General features: G+C 64.2%; 6 protein-coding genes and 4 pseudogenes. 1 reads left to right on the plus strand and 9 read right to left on the minus strand.

From position 1 onward, the window contains the following. Positions 1 to 406: 406 nt before the first annotated feature. The 3 genes and pseudogenes from glgB to YO9_RS0101980 form a co-directional block, all read right to left on the minus strand. Positions 407 to 4,490 (minus strand): annotated as a pseudogene (glgB, locus tag YO9_RS20390) (1,4-alpha-glucan branching protein GlgB). A 50-nt stretch (positions 4,491 to 4,540) separates the two neighbouring features. Then, the gene (treS, locus tag YO9_RS0101975; RefSeq protein ID WP_016996012.1) at positions 4,541 to 6,310 is read right to left on the minus strand and encodes a maltose alpha-D-glucosyltransferase; all 1,770 of its coding nucleotides are present in this window, start codon (positions 6,308 to 6,310) and stop codon (positions 4,541 to 4,543) included. Between the two features lie 78 nt (positions 6,311 to 6,388). Then, positions 6,389 to 8,451: pseudogene (locus YO9_RS0101980) on the minus strand (alpha-1,4-glucan--maltose-1-phosphate maltosyltransferase). A gap of 399 nt (positions 8,452 to 8,850) precedes the next feature. Here YO9_RS0101980 and glgP point away from each other — a divergent pair. Then, positions 8,851 to 11,449: pseudogene (gene glgP / locus YO9_RS0101985) on the plus strand (alpha-glucan family phosphorylase). 158 nt (positions 11,450 to 11,607) lie between these two features. On the opposite strand, the gene YO9_RS0101990 reads toward glgP, so the two are convergent. The 6 genes and pseudogenes from YO9_RS0101990 to YO9_RS0102010 form a co-directional block, all read right to left on the minus strand. After that, positions 11,608 to 13,173 (minus strand): glycogen debranching protein, encoded by a 1,566-nt coding sequence (locus YO9_RS0101990; RefSeq protein ID WP_396350715.1) that lies wholly within the window; start codon positions 13,171 to 13,173, stop codon positions 11,608 to 11,610. After that, positions 13,062 to 13,772 (minus strand): hypothetical protein, encoded by a 711-nt coding sequence (locus YO9_RS20395; protein WP_317259703.1) that lies wholly within the window; start codon positions 13,770 to 13,772, stop codon positions 13,062 to 13,064. Before YO9_RS20395 ends, YO9_RS0101990 begins: the two co-directional genes overlap by 112 nt. Beyond that, positions 13,759 to 14,739 carry a 23S rRNA (guanosine(2251)-2'-O)-methyltransferase RlmB gene (gene rlmB, locus YO9_RS0101995; RefSeq protein WP_016996017.1) on the minus strand — a complete coding sequence of 327 codons (981 nt, stop codon included), beginning with the start codon at positions 14,737 to 14,739 and terminating at the stop codon, positions 13,759 to 13,761. Before rlmB ends, YO9_RS20395 begins: the two co-directional genes overlap by 14 nt. 93 nt (positions 14,740 to 14,832) lie before the next feature. After that, positions 14,833 to 16,268, minus strand: a pseudogene (gene cysS, locus YO9_RS0102000) (cysteine--tRNA ligase). A 9-nt stretch (positions 16,269 to 16,277) separates the two neighbouring features. After that, positions 16,278 to 16,784 carry a 2-C-methyl-D-erythritol 2,4-cyclodiphosphate synthase gene (gene ispF, locus YO9_RS0102005; RefSeq protein WP_031272501.1) on the minus strand — a complete coding sequence of 169 codons (507 nt, stop codon included), beginning with the start codon at positions 16,782 to 16,784 and terminating at the stop codon, positions 16,278 to 16,280. Between the two features lie 82 nt (positions 16,785 to 16,866). Beyond that, the coding region (locus tag YO9_RS0102010) for an IspD/TarI family cytidylyltransferase (protein ID WP_016996019.1) at positions 16,867 to 17,428 on the minus strand (562 nt) is incomplete at its 5' end.

A 17,428-nucleotide genomic window follows, 5' to 3' on the forward strand; every position in this document is an offset into this window, starting at 1 on the left:
GCATCAGGCCATCAACCAAAAAATATAAAACTTTTCGGTATCAACAAACTAGGCACACTATTGAGTTGACAAACAACAAACCACTCTCCCTGCCCTACGGGCCGGAAGTCGGTTGCGATCTGCAAGCTTAGGTGAGATCGGAACGGCGGGTCAAATCCAGGTGAACTCTTGGTTCTCTGTGGTTTTTCGCCTTGCGATCTCTCGCTTGCGGGGGTTCACCTTACCACAACGTGGGCGTCTTGCAACAGCTCGAACCGGTGTGATGTGGCTCTCCCATCACCGCTGCTTCCCTCCGATTTCCGGAAGCTCGCCGCGGCGACTCGGTAGACATTACACACTTGCCGAGGGAACGACAAACCCGCGGAACGAACCTCTCGGTTCGCGCCGCGGGTCTGGTGGTTGAGCGCTACTTAGTGCCGTTCGTGGCCTTGGATGCAGGCTTGAAGTACAGCACCGCAAGCGGTGGCACGGTCATCTCGCGGAAGCCGGTTTGCCGTTGTAGGCACCTTCCGTCGCGGTGATCTTTCCGAGGTTGCCGACACCCGATCCTCCGAACAGCTCGGAGTCCGTGTTCAGGACCTCATCCCAATCACCGGCCCAGGGCATCCCCACGCGGAAGTTCTCATGGGGGTTGCCGGCAAAGTTCGCGACGCACACCAACGGATTGCCCTGATCGTCCCAGCGAGTGAACGACAGGGTGTTCCGCCCGGCATCGTTCGCGTCGATCCATTCGAAGCCCGAGGGGTCGTTATCCCGAACGTAGAGAGCCGGAGTGCTCCGGTAGATCTCGTTGAGGTTCTTCACGAGCTCCTGCACACCGTGGTGCGGAGGAGTCTCGGAAAGCCACCAGTCCAGGCCGTGTTCCTGAGACCATTCGGATTCCTGGGCGTACTCGGTGCCCATGAAGATCAGCTGCTTACCCGGGTGCGCCCACATATAGGCGAGGTACGCACGCACGTTGGCCAACTGCTGCCACCGGTCCCCCGGCATCTTGCGCAGCAGAGAGCCCTTGCCGTACACGACCTCGTCGTGGGAAATGGGAAGGATGAAGTTCTCGGAGTACGCATAGACCATCGAGAACGTGGCCTTGTTGTGGTGATAGTGACGGTTGAACGGATCTTCCGCCATGTACTCCAGGCTGTCGTGCATCCAGCCCATGTTCCACTTGATCCCGAAACCGAGACCGCCGGCCTCCGTGGGCTTGGTGACGCCGGGGAATGAGGTGGATTCCTCCGCGATCATCACGATGCCGGGGTTACGGCGGTACGCCGTGGCGTTGGATTCCTGCAGGAATCCGATGGCCTCGAGGTTCTCGCGGCCACCGTACTTGTTGGGTTCCCACTCGCCGTCGTTGCGGGAGTAGTCCAGATAGAGCATGGACGCGACGGCATCCACGCGCAGACCGTCGATGTGGTACTCCTCGAGCCAATAATTCGCATTGGCCACCAGGAAGTTCCGCACCTCGGAACGGCCGTAATCGAAGATCAGCGTGCCCCAGTCCTTGTGCTCGCCGCGGCGGGGATCCGAGTGTTCGTAGAGCGGCTCGCCGTCGAAGTTCGCGAGCGCCCATTCGTCCTTGGGGAAGTGGCCGGGGACCCAGTCCACGAGCACACCGATACCGGCCTGGTGCAACTGGTCCACCAGGTAACGGAACTCGTCCGGTGATCCGAACCTCGAGGACGGCGCGTAGTAGGACGTGACCTGGTAGCCCCAGGAACCACCGAACGGGTGCTCGGCCACGGGCATGAGCTCCACGTGGGTGAAGCCCTGCCACGTGAGGTACTCGACCAGTTCCCGGGCGAGATCCACGTAGTCCAGACCCTTGCGCCACGAACCGATGTGCAGTTCATAGACGCTCATCGGTGCGTTGTGCGGATCGGTCTCCGCACGCTTGGCCATCCACTCCGAATCCTGGAACTCATAGTTCGACTCGAAGACGCGGGAGGCGGTGGACGGAGGAACTTCGGTTCCGAAGGCCATGGGGTCGGCCTTGTCCCGCCAGGAGCCGTCACGGCCCTGAACGCGGAACTTGTAAGTGTCGCCGGAGCCCATGCCCGGAATGAACAGTTCCCAGATGCCACTGGAACCCAGCGAACGCATGGCGTGCTCGGAGCCGTCCCAGCCGTTGAAGTCACCGATAACGCGCACTGCGCGGGCATTGGGGGCCCACACCGCGAAGCTCACGCCCTGAATGTCCCCCATGGCCGAGGGATACCGGTGAACGTGTGCACCGAGTGCGGTCCACAGAGTCTCGTGGCGACCCTCACCGATCAGGTGCAGGTCCAGTTCACCGAGGGTAGGTGCAAAGCGGTACGGGTCATCGAGAACCTGCGGCTCCTGACCGCTGTAGGTCACCTCAAGCCGGTAATCGGGGATGCGGCCCTTCTCGTGGGTGGGCACAACGCCCGAGAAAATGCCGCCCCACTCGTGTTCGAGCGGGTAAAGACCGTCCACGGTTCGAACCGAAACTTCGGTCGCGAATCGACGTAGCGTGCGGATCGTGACCGTGCCGTCCCCGTTGGGGTGAGCGCCGAGCACCGAATGGGGGTCGTGGTAGCGACCTTCGGCGACGGCGGCCAGGACCTCTTCGGACACGGGCGCGGGTTTGCCCTGAGCGGACTGTCCCGCCTGGTTCTCCGAATTCTGCGACGTCTCCGCCGGCACGGGCTGCTGTTTGCCCGTGGGTGCCGGTTCTTCCGAAGCATCCTGAGTTTTCTGGGGATCCTGCTCTCGCTCGGTACTCACTACTTCCTCAGTTCTGAAGGTGTCGTTGGAGTTCGGTTGGTCGTTCGTGGTTGCAGCTACGCTACGGGAGCTTGCGTCCCGGAGCGAGCGCATGACGGCGTTGGCGGGCACATCCACCCAGTCCGGACGGTTGCGCTGCTCGTACACGACCTCGTACAAAGCCTTGTCCAGCACAGTGCCTGGAACAACACGGATTCGGTGTCGAGACTCTGATCGCTCGTCTCGCGGTAACCGGTCAGAAAGGCCGACGACGCCGCTCGCGTCCATTCCTGCGCGTCACCGGATTCTTCGCGGCCGGCCATGGCACCCGCGTAATCGAGAGAACGCAACATGCCCACCACGTCGCGCAGTGCGACGTCCGGGCGAACGCGTTCCTTGATCGGGCGCAGCGGTTCACCCTCGAAATCGAGAATCTTGAATCCGTTGTCCTGGTTATGGAGCACCTGTCCCAGGTGATAATCACCGTGGATGCGCTGCAGCGGTGGCAGGTCGCGTAGTTCTTCAAGGTCGCCGATGAGTGACTCGAGGGTGGACTCGTACTCGCTGAAGCGATCGCCGCACACCCCCCAGGCCCACCGCAGACGTCCCGAGATGTCCTGCAGGAAAGCATCGCGCGCATCATGATCGGTGGAGATCGGGTCGAACGCGGCCATCAGGTCCGCGTGGACCCTCGCCGTGGTCGCTCCGAGCTCACGAGCAAGATCCGTGAAATCGCCGCCGCTCTTGGCGCTGTCGACCGCCAGCTGCCACGCATCCTGGGCGTGATCCACGAACTGGGCGGCCACCGCGAGCTGGCCCGCCGTGGTCACAAGACCTTGGCGCCACTGGGCATCGATCCAACCGGCCATGGCAGGCACCGCGGAGGATCCCTGCGAGGTGAGTTCCACACCCACCTCCACATCGGGGTTGCGGCCCTCCCCCACCACACGGAAGAACTTAACGATCACCGCATCACCGCGCAGTGCGGTATCCGAGGTGGTCTCAGATGCCGGAGGTGTGAGGATCACCGAGGTGTTCGACTGTTCCGAAGAGATCACGCGCACCTGATCGGAACCGGAAATCCTGTACTGCGTGTTGAGCGCGCCGGTGTACTTACCGTGCAGGCCCATGCCGTGCCGCAGCACACCGCCCACACCCAACTGGGTGTCCATGATGCGCAGAGTGGCATCCAGGAACGCAGCGTCGCCTACGGCGTCATAGAGGTAGAACCTGCTCGCGTGGTCCTCGTCCATTTCGAAGCTCGGCGACGTCCGGGGCTCGGGATTCGATTCTTCGACGCCCGGCGCGGGGCTCTTCGCGGCGTTCTTCTTCTGGGCCTCAGACGGCTGGCTGGCCTGCTCCGCGGTCTCACCCGCGCGGCGTCGTTCCCAGAACGAACCCGCCTGCTGAACCGCACGTCGCAGGAACGAGGCCGAGGCGTCCACACCCGCTACGATCTGCTCGGGCAACGGGCGATTGGGACCGCCACCTTGGTAGGAGCCGATCAGGTAGCGCTCGTACTCCGCGAGCGGCTCGGTGGTACGGACCACCGGGACGTTCAGAAGCTCGGTGCGGTCGCCCACGGTGGCCTGGACCAGGTAAACCACTCGGTCGCGCACGACCGAGTTGGGCTCCTCGGGATCGAGGTCCAACTGCACGCGACCGGCGACATTGACCTTGATCTCCTGGGCCGTGGCGGTGAACGGGAACCAACGTTGCCGCGGCAGCCAGTCACGCAACCGGTCCAGAACCTGTTGATCCGTCATTCTGTGTTCCCCGCTTCCCTCAAATACGTATTCGTGGAGTGCCTCGCTGATCAGTCGTTGCGCGCGGGCTTGATGATGGGCATCGCGATCGTCTCCGGGTGGGCGCCGTCCGCGGAGGGCGCGCTACGCAGGCGCAACCAGAAGAAGTCCTGCGAACCGAGGGTGATGCGGTAACGGCCGGAGTCGTCGAACTCACCGAACGGCTCACCGCCGAACAGTTCGCGGGTACCGCGGCCCGCGTACTCGGGCAGTGTGAGCGAACAGCTGGCCGGTACGTGGGACAGGTTGAAGATGCAGAGCAGGGTCTCGCCGTGCTCGTCATCCGCATCTCGGGGATCCAGACGACGCAGGAACGCGAGCACCGACTCGTGATCGGTGTCCACGTTGACGTAATCGCCCATGCCGAAGGCGGGGTGAGCCTTGCGCACCATGAGCATCTGCCGGATCCAGTGCAGCAGGGACGAGGACGACGCCAGCTGAGTCTCCACGTTGGTCTGCGTGTAGTTGTAGACCAACGACTGGATCACGGGCAGGTACAGCTTGCCCGGATCTGCGGTGGAGAAACCGGCGTTACGGTCCGGGGTCCACTGCATGGGGGTACGAGACGCATCGCGGTCGTCCAACCAGATGTTGTCACCCATGCCGATCTCATCCCCGTAGTAGAGGAACGGCGATCCCGGCAGGGACAGCAGCAGCGCGTGGGCGAGCTCGAGCTCGGCGCGAGAATTGTCGAGCAACGGAGCCAGGCGGCGTCGAATACCAATGTTTGCGCGCATCCGGGAGTCCGGCGCGTACCAGCCGAGCATGGCCTGGCGTTCCTCGCTCGTGACCATTTCCAGAGTCAACTCATCGTGGTTGCGCAAGAACGTGCCCCACTGGGTGCCCGAGGGGATCTCCGGAGTGTTCTCCATGGTGGAGACGATGGGCTCAGCCTTCTGGTCACGCAGTGCGTAGTAGATGCGCGGCATGATCGGGACGTGGAAGCACATGTGGCACTCGGGCGAGGTCTCGGTACCGAAGTACTCCACGACCTCGTGCGGCATCTGGTTGGCCTCGGCGATGATCACGCGACCGGGGTAGAGCTCGTCCACCATGGTGCGCAGGTTGACCAGGAAGTCGTGCGTGCCGGGGAGGTTCTCGCAGTTGGTGCCGTCCTCCTCGATCAGGTAGGGGATGGCATCCGCGCGGAAGCCGTCGATGCCCATGTCCAACCAGAACTTGACCACGTCGAACACGGCCTCGACGACCTTGGGATTCTCGAAGTTGAGGTCCGGCTGGTGGGAGAAGAAACGGTGCCAGAAGAACTGGCGGCGCACGGGATCGAAGGTCCAGTTGGACTCCTCGGTATCCACGAAGATGATGCGCGCGTCCTGGTACTTCTCATCCGTGTCAGACCACACGTAGAAGTCGCCGAAGGGGCCTTCGGGGTCTTCGCGGGAGGCCTGGAACCAGGGGTGTTGATCCGAGGTGTGGTTCAGCGGCAGGTCGGTGATCACACGCAGACCCCGGGCGTGAGCCTCCGCCACGAGCCGCTTGAAATCACTGACGGTACCGAACTCGTCCAGCACGGAGTAGTAGTCCGAGATGTCGTAGCCGCCATCACGCAGCGGCGATTCGTAGAACGGCGGAATCCACAGACAGTCGATCCCCAACCACTGCAAATAATCCAGTTTGTCGATCAAACCGGAGAAATCTCCGGAGCCATCGCCGTTGGCGTCGGAGAATGCCCGCACCAGAACTTCGTAGAAGACGGCTTTGCGGAACCAGTCCGGATCGTGCGAAATGCCCGGCGCGTTGAGGTGGAAGGGTGTGCTGGTCATGATCGGTTGCTGTGGCCTCTCAAAGGTGACGACGTGGAAACAATGGTGGCGCGAGGATGACTCGCGCCACCACGGGGATCACTTCACGTTGCGTCGAATGTGCAGGATGTGCGCGGGCTCGATGTAGGGATCCAGTCGGACGTAATTGTGGGTGCCCCACTTCCAGCTGTCACCGGAAATCAGGTCATCCACCCAGAACGAACCGTCTTCGTTGAAGTCATGATCACCCAGATTCAGCGAATCCAGGTCCAACCACACCGTGGCCTCACGCGTGGCGTGGGTATCGGTGTTGATCACCACGATCACGGTGTCCTTGACCTCCTGACCATCGTGTTCCACGGTCTTGGTCTTGGAGTACGCCACGATCGCGGAATCGGTCGTGGACTGCACGGTGAGATTCTGCAGGTCGCCCAGCGCCGGGTGGTCCTTGCGGATCTCGTTGAGGCGCGTGATGTAGGGCGCCAGAGACTCGCCGCGCTCCACAGCACCCGCGAAATCGCGGGGACGCAGTTCGTACTTCTCGTTGTCCATGTACTCTTCGGCACCCGGGCGGGCCACGTGCTCGAACAGCTCGTATCCGGCGTACACGCCCCACAACGGAGAAGCGGTGGAGGCGAGCGCGGCGCGCACCTTGAAGGCTGCCGGACCGCCGAACTGCAGGTACTCGGTGAGGATGTCCGGGGTGTTCACGAAGAAGTTCGGGCGGTACGCGGAGGACGTCTCGTGCGAGACCTCCTTCAGATACTCCTCGATCTCTTCCTTGGTGTTGCGCCATGTGAAGTATGAATAGGACTGCTGGAATCCTGCCTTGGCCAGGCCCTGCATCATGGCCGGGCGTGTGAACGCCTCCGCCAGGAACACGGTGTCCGGGTGCTCTTCACGCACACGAGCGATGAGCCATTCCCAGAACCACAGGGGCTTGGTGTGGGGGTTATCCACGCGGAAGATGTCCACCCCGTGGCTGATCCACAGCTTGACCACGCGCAGCACCTCGTGAGCGAGGCCCTGCGGATCGTTGTCAAAGTTGAGGGGATAGATGTCCTGGTACTTCTTGGGCGGGTTCTCCGCGTAGGCAATGCTGCCGTCAGCGCGGGTAGTGAACCACTGCGGGTGTTCCTTGACCCACGGGTGGTCCGGGGATGCCTGCAGTGCGAGGTCCAGGGCAACTTCCAGGCCCAGGTCGTGCGCGTGGGCCACGAACGCGTCGAAGTCCTCGAAGGTTCCCAAGTCCGGGTGGATGGCGTCGTGACCGCCCTCGGGCGAGCCGATGGCCCACGGCGAACCCGGATCCTGCGGGCCGGCTTCGAGTGAGTTGTTCGGCCCCTTGCGATGATCGCGACCGATCGGGTGGATCGGGGGCAGGTAAGCGACGTCGAAGCCCATGGCGGCGGCGCGGTCCAGAGCCTCCACAGCGGTCCTGAAGTTGCCGGGGATCCACTGGCCCGCTTCAGCGTCCCACGTGGCACCTTCCGAACGGGGGAAGAACTCGTACCAGGAGCCGCGTCCGGCGGCTCGCGCTCGACCTCAATGGGGTAACGCTGCGAGGTACTCAACAGGTCACGCAGGGGGCGCTCGTCGACGTAGGACTTGACCTCGTCCGAGGTGCCCGCGGCCAGTCGATCCTCGACGGACAGGCTGGTATCGGCCATGCGGGCGGCGGCGTTCTCGAAAGCCTGGGATTCCGCAGAGGAGCGCGAGGACTCCTTGGAGGCTGCTTCGAAGAGCAGCTGGCCTTCCTTGAACATGAGTTCCACGTCCTGACCGACACCGATCTTGATCTCGGCGGCGTGCAGCCACGTGTCGTAGAGGTCCGACCAGCCCTCGATCGCGAAGCTCCACGTGCCTTCGGACTGCGGGCGGAGCAATGCGTGGAAGCTGTCAGTGCCGGGCGCACCCGGAGTCATGGTGACGCGCTGGACCTCACGGCCCTGCGGGTCGTACAGAACGGCGCTGGCGCCCAGGGAGTCGTGGCCTTCGCGGAACACGGTGGCCGAGACCCGGATGTCCTCGCCGGGGATGGCGGTGGCGGGGAAACGGCCACCCTCCACCACGGGGCTGACATCGGTGATGGGGATGCGCCCGTAGACGAGGTCTGCGGAAGGGAATTCCGACGAATCGCCGGAGTCCGCTTCACTTCCCAATTCTGCGGTGCCGTGCTGTTCCGTGGCTCCGCGGTCCACCACGTCCTCCTCTTCCAGGAGGTCAACCGAACTCTGTTCGTCCGGCCGTTCTTCGGCTCGTTCCTCCGAGTGACGAGAACGCTGGAACGACGGCGATACGTCCGGTACTCCCGTTGCGGGGACCGGCGCGTTCAAGCGGCTGCCTACGTCCGGCTGGGCTGACCCGGCCTGGGGTGTAGGTTCCTGCGGGTCGTTGGTGCGTGCGTGATGGCCAGTGGGCTGAGGATTCTGCTGCGACACGAATCTAACGTTAGCGACAATCGGCCCGATTCTTAAGGCCGACCACTCTTCTGACGTCATGGGAGTGTCCTAATTGGACTATGAAGAGGGGATGGCTCGTGTCCCGGTAGGCTCGCACGTGTGAAGGCCATACGTAGATTTACCGTCCGCACCGTCCTGCCAGAATCCATCGCACCCCTGGGCCGGTTGGCCAAGAACTTGCGATGGTCCTGGCACAAGCCCACCGAAGATCTGTTCGCGCAGCTCAATCCGCGTGCCTGGGAGAACGTCCACGGTGACCCCGTGAAACTGTTGGGTTCCCTCACGCGTGAAGAGATCCAGCAGATCGCCGAAGATCCCGAGACCGTCGAACAGATCAAGGCGCTCGACGCCGATCTGACCAACTATCTGACGCAGCCCCAGTGGTATCAGCGCACCCAGACCGACGACGCTCCGGCAGCGATTGCTTATTTCTCCGCCGAGTACGGCATCACTTCTGTGCTGCCCCAGTACTCGGGTGGTTTGGGCATTCTCGCCGGTGACCACCTCAAGACCGCCTCCGACATGGGAATTCCGTGGTGGGTGTCGGCTTGCTGTACCAGGCCGGTTACTTCAAGCAGTCACTGTCCCAGGACGGTTGGCAGCAGGAAACCTACCCCGTCCTCGATCCGGACGAGATGCCGTTGACCCTGCTGCGCGAGCAGGACGGCACCCCGGCGCGGATCTCGCTGCCGCTACCCAATTCCCGTTCGCTGTCGGCCCAGATCTGGCGTGCCGATGTGGGCCGTGTCCCGCTGCTGCTCCTGGATTCCAACATTCCTGAGAACGACGAACACGCCCGAAACGTCACCGACCGTCTCTACGGCGGCGGCAGTGACCACCGTTTGCAGCAGGAACTGCTCCTGGGCATGGGCGGTATCCGTGCCCTGCGCGCATACTCCCGCATCACCGGGGCACCGGCACCCGAGGTGTTCCACTGCAACGAGGGCCACGCCGGTTTCCTGGGAATCGAACGCATCCAGGAACTCATGAACCCGCAGGACGGTTCCGAACCCATGACGTGGAACGAGGCTCTCACGGCCGTTCGCTCCGCCACGGTGTTCACGACCCACACCCCGGTCCCGGCCGGCATCGACCGTTTCGATCGTGCTCAGGTTGAGTACTTCTTCAATGCGGGTCTCACCCCGGCCGTTCCCACGTCGCACATCCTGGAACTGGGCGCCGAGAGTTACGAGGGCGGTGACCCCAGCAAGTTCAACATGGCGGTCATGGGCCTCCGTTTGGCCCAGCGTGCCAATGGCGTGGCCAAGCTGCACGGCGTGGTTTCGCGCGGCATGTTCCAGGGACTGTGGTCCGGTTTCGACACCGAGGAAGTCCCGATCACCTCGGTCACCAACGGCGTGCACACCCCGTCCTGGATCGACCCGGCCATGAGGGCCATCGCGGTGGATCCCCAGGAGAACGACCAGGATCCGGCCTCGCGCTGGCGCAAGATCTACCAGGCCGATGACAAGGACCTGTGGCAGGTCCGCCGCGATCTGCGCGAACGTCTGGTGCACGACGTCCGGCGTCGCTTGCGCGCCTCGTGGAAGAAGCGCGGCGCCGCCGACGCCGAGTTGGCCTGGACGGATTCCGTGCTAGACCCGGACGTGTTGACCATTGGTTTCGCTCGCCGCGTGCCCACGTACAAGCGCCTGACCCTCATGCTGCGCGACCCCGAGCGGCTCAAGAAGCTGCTCCTGGATCCGGACAACCCGATTCAGTTGGTTGTGGCGGGTAAATCCCACCCGGCCGATGAGATGGGCAAGCGCATGATTCAGGACCTGGTGCGTTTCACGGACGATCCCGAGGTTCGCCACCGCATCGTGTTCCTGCCCAACTACGACATCGCCATGGCGCGCGTGTTGTTCCCGGGCTGTGACGTGTGGTTGAACAACCCGTTGCGTCCGCTCGAGGCGTGCGGCACCTCCGGCATGAAGGCCGCCATGAACGGCGGCCTGAACCTGTCCGTGTTGGACGGCTGGTGGGACGAAATGTACGACGGCCAGAACGGCTGGGCGATCCCCACGGCGGACAACAAGGCCAGCACCGACGAGCGCGACGATGTGGAGGCCGCGGCGCTCTACGAGCTGATCGAGAATCACGTGGCGCCGCGCTTCTACGGCGAGTCCACGGACGATCCGGAGATCACGTCGGAGGAAATCCCCCACCAGTGGCTCGCGATGGTCAAGCACACGTTGGCGACTCTGGGTCCGAATGTCTCGGCTCGCCGCATGCTGACCGACTACGTGCAGAAGCTGTATGTGCCGGCTTCGGTGTCCGGACGACGCTCGCTCGCGGACAACGGCAAGGTGGCTCGCTCCACTTCGCGTTGGATCGAACGCGTCCGTCAGGCGTGGCCGCAGGTACACGTGAACATGTGGACGCCGAGGGTGTGTTGCAAGAACCGCAGATCGGTGACGAGCTGACCATCAACGCCTACATCAACCTGGGGTCGCTGAACCCGCAGGACGTCAAGGTGCAGGTGGGCTTCGGCCACGTCTCCGAATCGGATCACATCCACGAGCGCAACTACGCGTACCTGGATCGGGTGACCGAACTGGGTAACGGCCGATACCTGTTCAGCGGGGCCATGACGATCGATCGTTCCGGTCCGTTCGGCTACACGGTGCGTGTTCTGCCCTCCAACGAGGAACTGGCCGGCCCGGCCGAGCTGGGGCTGGTGCGCAACGCCGCCTAGTGCGAGCGCCGTCGACGAACGAATAACAAAGACCGCGGGCGCGGCACCCTGGAATGGGTGTCGCGCCCGCGGTCTTCGTCGTCAGGCGTCTTCATCGACCAACATAGGTTGTCCCACGGTCGATCGGTGACGCCAATCGACGTCGTCAAGTAGGAACGTCAGGCGAGCGAGAACATCGCGATGCTCTGCGCCGGAACCCGGCACTCGTCACCGCTGGTGAACTGCGTGCCGGCTCGTTCGTCGAGCTCGAAATCGGTCGCGAGTACGAGCTCGAACGTCCCCCGGATGGCCGGGTATCCCGTGGCGCACTCGGCCTGTGTCATCAGCTCTTCGAGGCTCGGCAACGTCACGGTCAACGGCTCGTTGGACCCGTTGATCACGAAAGTCCCGACCATCTCGCCGCCGCACGAACCGAGCACGACCTGAACCACCCGGGAACCGTCCGTCTGCCACAGCTCCGGTGTCATGGGCAGACCCTCGGGGCCGTACCAGTGCAACAGAACGTCCTCCGGGCGAGCGGGGAAATGGCTGGGCTGGCTCGCCAGGAAGGTTTTGCGGATCGCGATCAGTCGTTTGGTGGTCTTGAGCATGGCGCGCCGCCACGGCGTGATCTTCCAGTCAACCCACGAAATCTGGTTGTCCTGGCAGTACGCGTTGTTGTTGCCGCCCTGGCTGCGGAGCAGCTCATCCCCCGCGGTGATCATGGGCACGCCCTGCGACAGCAACAGTGTGGCCATCATGTTCCGCACGGTTTTGGCGCGGGCCGTCCTGCGCGCCACATTGTCCGAGACGCCCTCTTCGCCGTGGTTCCACGAGTGGTTGTCGTTGGTTCCGTCCGCGTTGTTCTCCAGGTTGGCCTGGTTGTGCTTGCCGTCGTAGGCGGTGAGGTCGTACATCGTGAAACCGTCGTGAGCGGTCACGAAGTTCACGGAAGCCAGCGTGGTGCGTCCCTCGGGGGCGAACATGTCCGCCGAGCCCGAGATGACACCGGCCAGGCGAGCCGCGTTTCCGCCGCCGCCCCCGCGAGCCATGGTGCGTTGACCCGAGAGCCAGAAATTCCGCACGGTGTCCCGATAGGTGTCGTTCCAGTCCGCCCATCCGGTCGGGAAGCGTCCGGTCTGCCACCCTCCGGCGCCCACGTCCCACGGTTCGGAAATCATGCGCACGCCCTGCAGCACCGGATCCGCGGCGACAGCCACGAAGAACGGGTGGTTGCGGGTGAAGTGATGGTTCTCGTCGCGCCCGAGTTCCGGCGCCAGGTCGAAGCGGAACCCATCGATGTGGCATTCCGTGACCCAGTAGCGCAGGGAATCCATGGCCATGCGGACCACCTGCGGGTCCGCGAAGTTCACCGAGTTGCCGCAACCGGTCACATCCACGTAATTGCCGTGGGTGTCGTGACGGTAGTACTGCTGATCCCCCAGCCCGCGCCAACTGTAGGCAGGCTCCTCGCTTCCGCCCTCGGCCGTGTGGTTGTAGACCACGTCCAGAAAAACTTGAATGCCCGCTCCGTGCAGGGCGTCCACGGCGTGCTTGAACTCGTTAAGGACAGCCGTGGGTCCCGCATCTTGCGCAGCTCGCGTGGCGTACCCGACATGCGGGGTGAAGAAGCTCAGTGTGTTGTATCCCCAGTAGTTGCTGAGCCCGTTCTTGGTGAGATGGGGCTCATCCAAGTGAGCGTGCACGGGCAGCAACTCGATGGCCGTGATGCCCAGTTCCTGCAAATATTTGAGAATGGCCGGGTGAGCGAGGCCCACGTAGGTGCCCGCAGCTCCTCGGGCAGGTCCGGGTGCCGCATGGTGAGGCCCTTGGCGTGGGCCTCGTAAATGATGGTGTCCCGCCACGGAATGCTGGGGCGGTCGGGGTTCTCCCAGCAATAGTTCTGGGCCACCACTTCCGAGACGTACTTGCCGCCATAGGCGTCAGGACCGGGATCCTTGACCCCCGGCGGTGGGCTCAATCTGGTGAGCCCCCGACCGTAGGGGTCCAACATGATCTGTTCCTTGGACGGGTCCGGCGTGCGCTTGGCCGTGGTCGAAAAGGGAACGAAACCGTACCGGGTACCCTCCGGCATCGCCGGGCACACGTCCGTCTCGAGCATCTCCGCGCGCGATTCCTCGCCGTGGCCGTGCAACGGCGGGGGCACCGTCCCGTAATGGATGCCGTGGTTGTGGCCCTTGAGCTGGTGTCGGCGCCACGTGCCGCCGGGGCGCTGATACACCAGCTCAAGCTCCTCGATGCCGGGAGCGTAGACGGCCACATTGGCGCTGCCGTCCCCGGACGGCGAGGGGTGAACCCCCAGCGGATAACTACGCGCTTGCACGACGGCGCGAGACTTCGTACAGCGTGATACCCACAGCCATGGAGGCGTTCAGCGACTCCATGGTGGAGTCGATGGGGATCGACACGATCGCGTCGCAGTGTTCGGTGACCAGGCGGGACAGTCCCTTACCCTCCGAACCGACCACCACGATGAGCGGCTCGGTAGCCAGGTTCAGCTCGGGCAGCTGCACGTCCCCGCCGCCATCCAGACCCACCACGAAGTAACCGGCCTTCTTGCAGTTCTCCAACGTGCGGGTCAGGTTGGTCGCTTTGCTCACGGGAACCCTAGCGGCAGCGCCGGCACTGGTTTTCCACGCGGTGGCGGTTACCGCGGCAGAACGGCGCTCCGGGAGGATCACGCCGTCGCCGGAGAATGCCGAGACACTGCGAATGATGGCGCCCAGGTTGCGCGGGTCGGTGATGCCGTCCAGCGCAACGAACAGCGGTGCCTTGGACTCGGGGTCCTTGGGGTCGTAGCGGCGGATCACGGCGGCCGCGTGCTCGTCCGCATCGCGGTAGTCGTAGGGCGGAACTTGCAGGGCCACACCCTGGTGAACCGCATCCGACGTCAATCGATCCAGCTCGGAACGAGAGGCCTCGAGCGTGGGAACGTTGCGTTCGGCGCACATTTGGAGGATGTCCTTGACGCGATCGTCCACCTCGATCTTGGTGGCCACGAACAGCGTCTTGGCGGGCACGTTGGAGCGCAGTGCCTCGAGCACGGAATTACGGCCGGTGACCAGGTCCTCCTTGATGGGGCCCTTGCCGGCACGGGTCGGCCGGTTGTGCGAGGTCTGCTGCTTGCGGGCCGCCGCCTGCTTGGCTTTGTAGGCCTTGTGATACACGCGATCTTCGGCCTTGGGGGTGGGACCGCGGCCCTTCAAGGCTTTGCGGCGTTGCCCGCCGCTGCCTACGACGGGGCCTTTCTTGTTCTTGCGAACGGCTCCGGGTCGATTGGACTGGGCCATGATTGTCTACTCCGTGTCTCTCACGGGTGTACGGCGCTCTCGCCGCCCCGAGGTGGTCAGCGATCTAAGTGTCAGTTTAGGGCAGTGGCCGGGTCAGACCGACCACGCGGATCCCTGGGCTCCGTCCTTGACGACCACCCCGGCATCCGCGAGCTGATCGCGGATCTGATCCGCGAGCGCCCAGTTCTTGTCCGCGCGCGCTTGTGCCCGCTGGTCCAGCAGCTGGTGCACGAGAGAGTCCAGGGCCTGGTGCTCGGCGCCTCCCCCGGTCCCGGTGCCGTCCAGGTTCATGAGTTGCAGCAGTCCGAGCACCTCGGACATGGCCGCGACGGCGCGCACCGGCGCAGCGGCGTCGTCGAGATGCCCGGCGGCCAACGCGCCGTTGGCCGCGCGTACCGTCTCGTGCAGTACCGCGAGGCCCTGAGGGACGTTGAGGTCCTCGTCCATGACGCGCGTGAAGTTCTCGGGCACGTCCTCCGGCTGCCAGTCGAGGCTCAACCCCGCGGCGCGCGCAGCGACCAGCACGGCCTCCACACGCTCGACCGCCGACGTCGCTTCCTGCAGTGACGTGGGTCGGTAGTCCAGGACCGAACGGTAGTGGGCCTGCCCCAGGTAGTAGCGCACGGCCAACGGACGGGCCTCGGCGAGCATCTGCTCGGGGGATACCGTGTTGCCGATCGACTTGGACATTTTTTCGCCTGATAGGTCACCAGGCCGTTGTGGAGCCAGAAGTTCGCGAATTCCTGACCCGCCGCGGTGGACTGGGCGAGTTCGTTCTCGTGGTGCGGGAAACGCAGATCCAGGCCGCCACCGTGGATGTCGAAGTGAGTGCCCACGTATTTGGCCGCCATCGCGGAGCACTCGAGGTGCCATCCGGGTCGGCCCTTGCCCCACGGCGAATCCCACCCGGCGGTTTCAGGTTCGTCCGCTTTATGGCCCTTCCACAACGCGAAGTCGCGGGGGTCGCGCTTACCGCGCGGGTCGGCGTCCGGGGCGTCCTGCATGTCCTCCACGCGCTGGCGCGTCAGTTCACCGTAGCGAGGCCACGAACGCACGTCGAAGTACACGTCTCCGGAATCATCCTGGGCCGGGTAGGCGTGGCCGTCGTCAATGAGCTTCTGGATGAGCGCGTGCATTTCTGGGATGTGACCGGTGGCGCGCGGCTCGTAGGTGGGGGCGGCGATGCCCAGTGCGGCATACGCGTCACCGAAGACGCGCTCGAACCGGTAGGCGAGCGCCCACCATTCCTCGCGCGGGTGGTTGCCCGCGTAGTCGGGTTCGAACGACGCCGCGGAGTTCACCAGAATCTTGTCATCGATGTCCGTGACGTTGCGGACCGTGGTCACCTTGTACCCGCGGAAGGCGAGCCAGCGCGCGAGTTGGTCGAACACGAGCGCGGAACGCACATGCCCGATGTGCGGCGCACCCTGCACCGTGGCACCGCAGTAGTACAACCGGGCCTCACCCGGGTACACAGGCTGGAAGTCTTTAACGGTTGCTGAGGCGGTGTCGTAGAAGCGCAAAGTCACCCGCCCAGTCTAACGGCGCGGAACTACCAGCGCGGTCGCGATGGCGGCCAGCCCCTCGCCACGGCCGGTCAACCCGAGCGCGTCTGTTGTGGTCGCGCTCAAATGCACCCTGGCCCCGGCCGCTTTGCTCAGTACCGCAACGGCTTCTTCACGCCGCGGCGAGAACTTGGGTCGGTTACCGATCAACTGCACCGAGATATTGCCCACGTCGTACCCCGCCTCGCGCACGATGGCTGCGGCTTCGCTCAGGATCCGTTCACCGGAGGCGCCGGCCATGTTCGGGCGGTCCGTCCCGAAGTGCACACCCAGGTCTCCGATGCCGGCGGCGGAGAACAGCGCATCCGCGGCGGCGTGAGCCACTACGTCACCGTCAGAGTGACCGGTGAGGCCCCGCTCCCCGGGCCAGTGCAGACCGGCTACCCACAACGGGGTGCCTTCCGGCCCGAACGCGTGGACGTCCACGCCAATGCCCGTCAGGGGAAGTTGTGGCAGGGCCGATTCAACGTGTTCAGTCATGGCTTCATCATCTCCGATGCGTGCGGGCACAGTGAGTAGGGGTTCAAGGACTACCCGATCGTTGTTCAGCGGATGCGCTGTGTCAGCGGGCTCGCTGCTCCAGGACGGCGTGGGCTGTGGTCAGGTCGAAGGGACGGGTGATCTTGAAGGACTCCTCGTCCCCCGCTACGAAGCTCACGGGCACCTCCGGGGTGAACCGTTCGACAAGAGAGGCGTCGTCGGTGATGCCCTCCGGGTCGTCGGCGCGGTCCACGGCAGCAAGAGCGCCATGGTCGTTGCGCTCCAGCAGCCCGGCACCGAGGTTCACATCCAGCAAGAGATCGGCATCGAATCCCTGTGGGGTTTGCACTGCACGCAGCCCGGACCGATCCACGGTTCCCGTGCTGTGCCCCTGATCGTCCACACCACGGATCGTGTCGTTGACCGGAAGTACTGGCACCACAGCCCGCTCGCCCGATTCGAGGGCCGCGACCACCGAGGTGGTGACCTGTTCTGGGACCAGGCAGCGAGCGGCGTCGTGAACCAGCACGAACCGGGACGCAGAATCCAACGCGGCGAGTCCGCACGCCACCGACTGGGCGCGAGTCGCTCCCCCCGGTGACCGCGCGGGCCCCGTGGCTTCGGCGACGGCGCTCAGAGCGGTG

The organism is Kocuria atrinae C3-8 (assembly GCF_000286355.1).
In the GTDB taxonomy this organism is placed as follows: domain Bacteria; phylum Actinomycetota; class Actinomycetes; order Actinomycetales; family Micrococcaceae; genus Kocuria; species Kocuria atrinae_A.

Excerpts from the sequence above, each read along its gene's own strand:
- treS (WP_016996012.1), bottom strand. The coding sequence starts at position 6,310 with ATGACCAGCACACCCTTCCACCTCAACGCGCCGGGCATTTCGCACGAT.
- rlmB (WP_016996017.1), bottom strand. The coding sequence starts at position 14,739 with ATGGCCCAGTCCAATCGACCCGGAGCCGTTCGCAAGAACAAGAAAGGC.
- ispF (WP_031272501.1), bottom strand. The coding sequence starts at position 16,784 with ATGACTGAACACGTTGAATCGGCCCTGCCACAACTTCCCCTGACGGGC.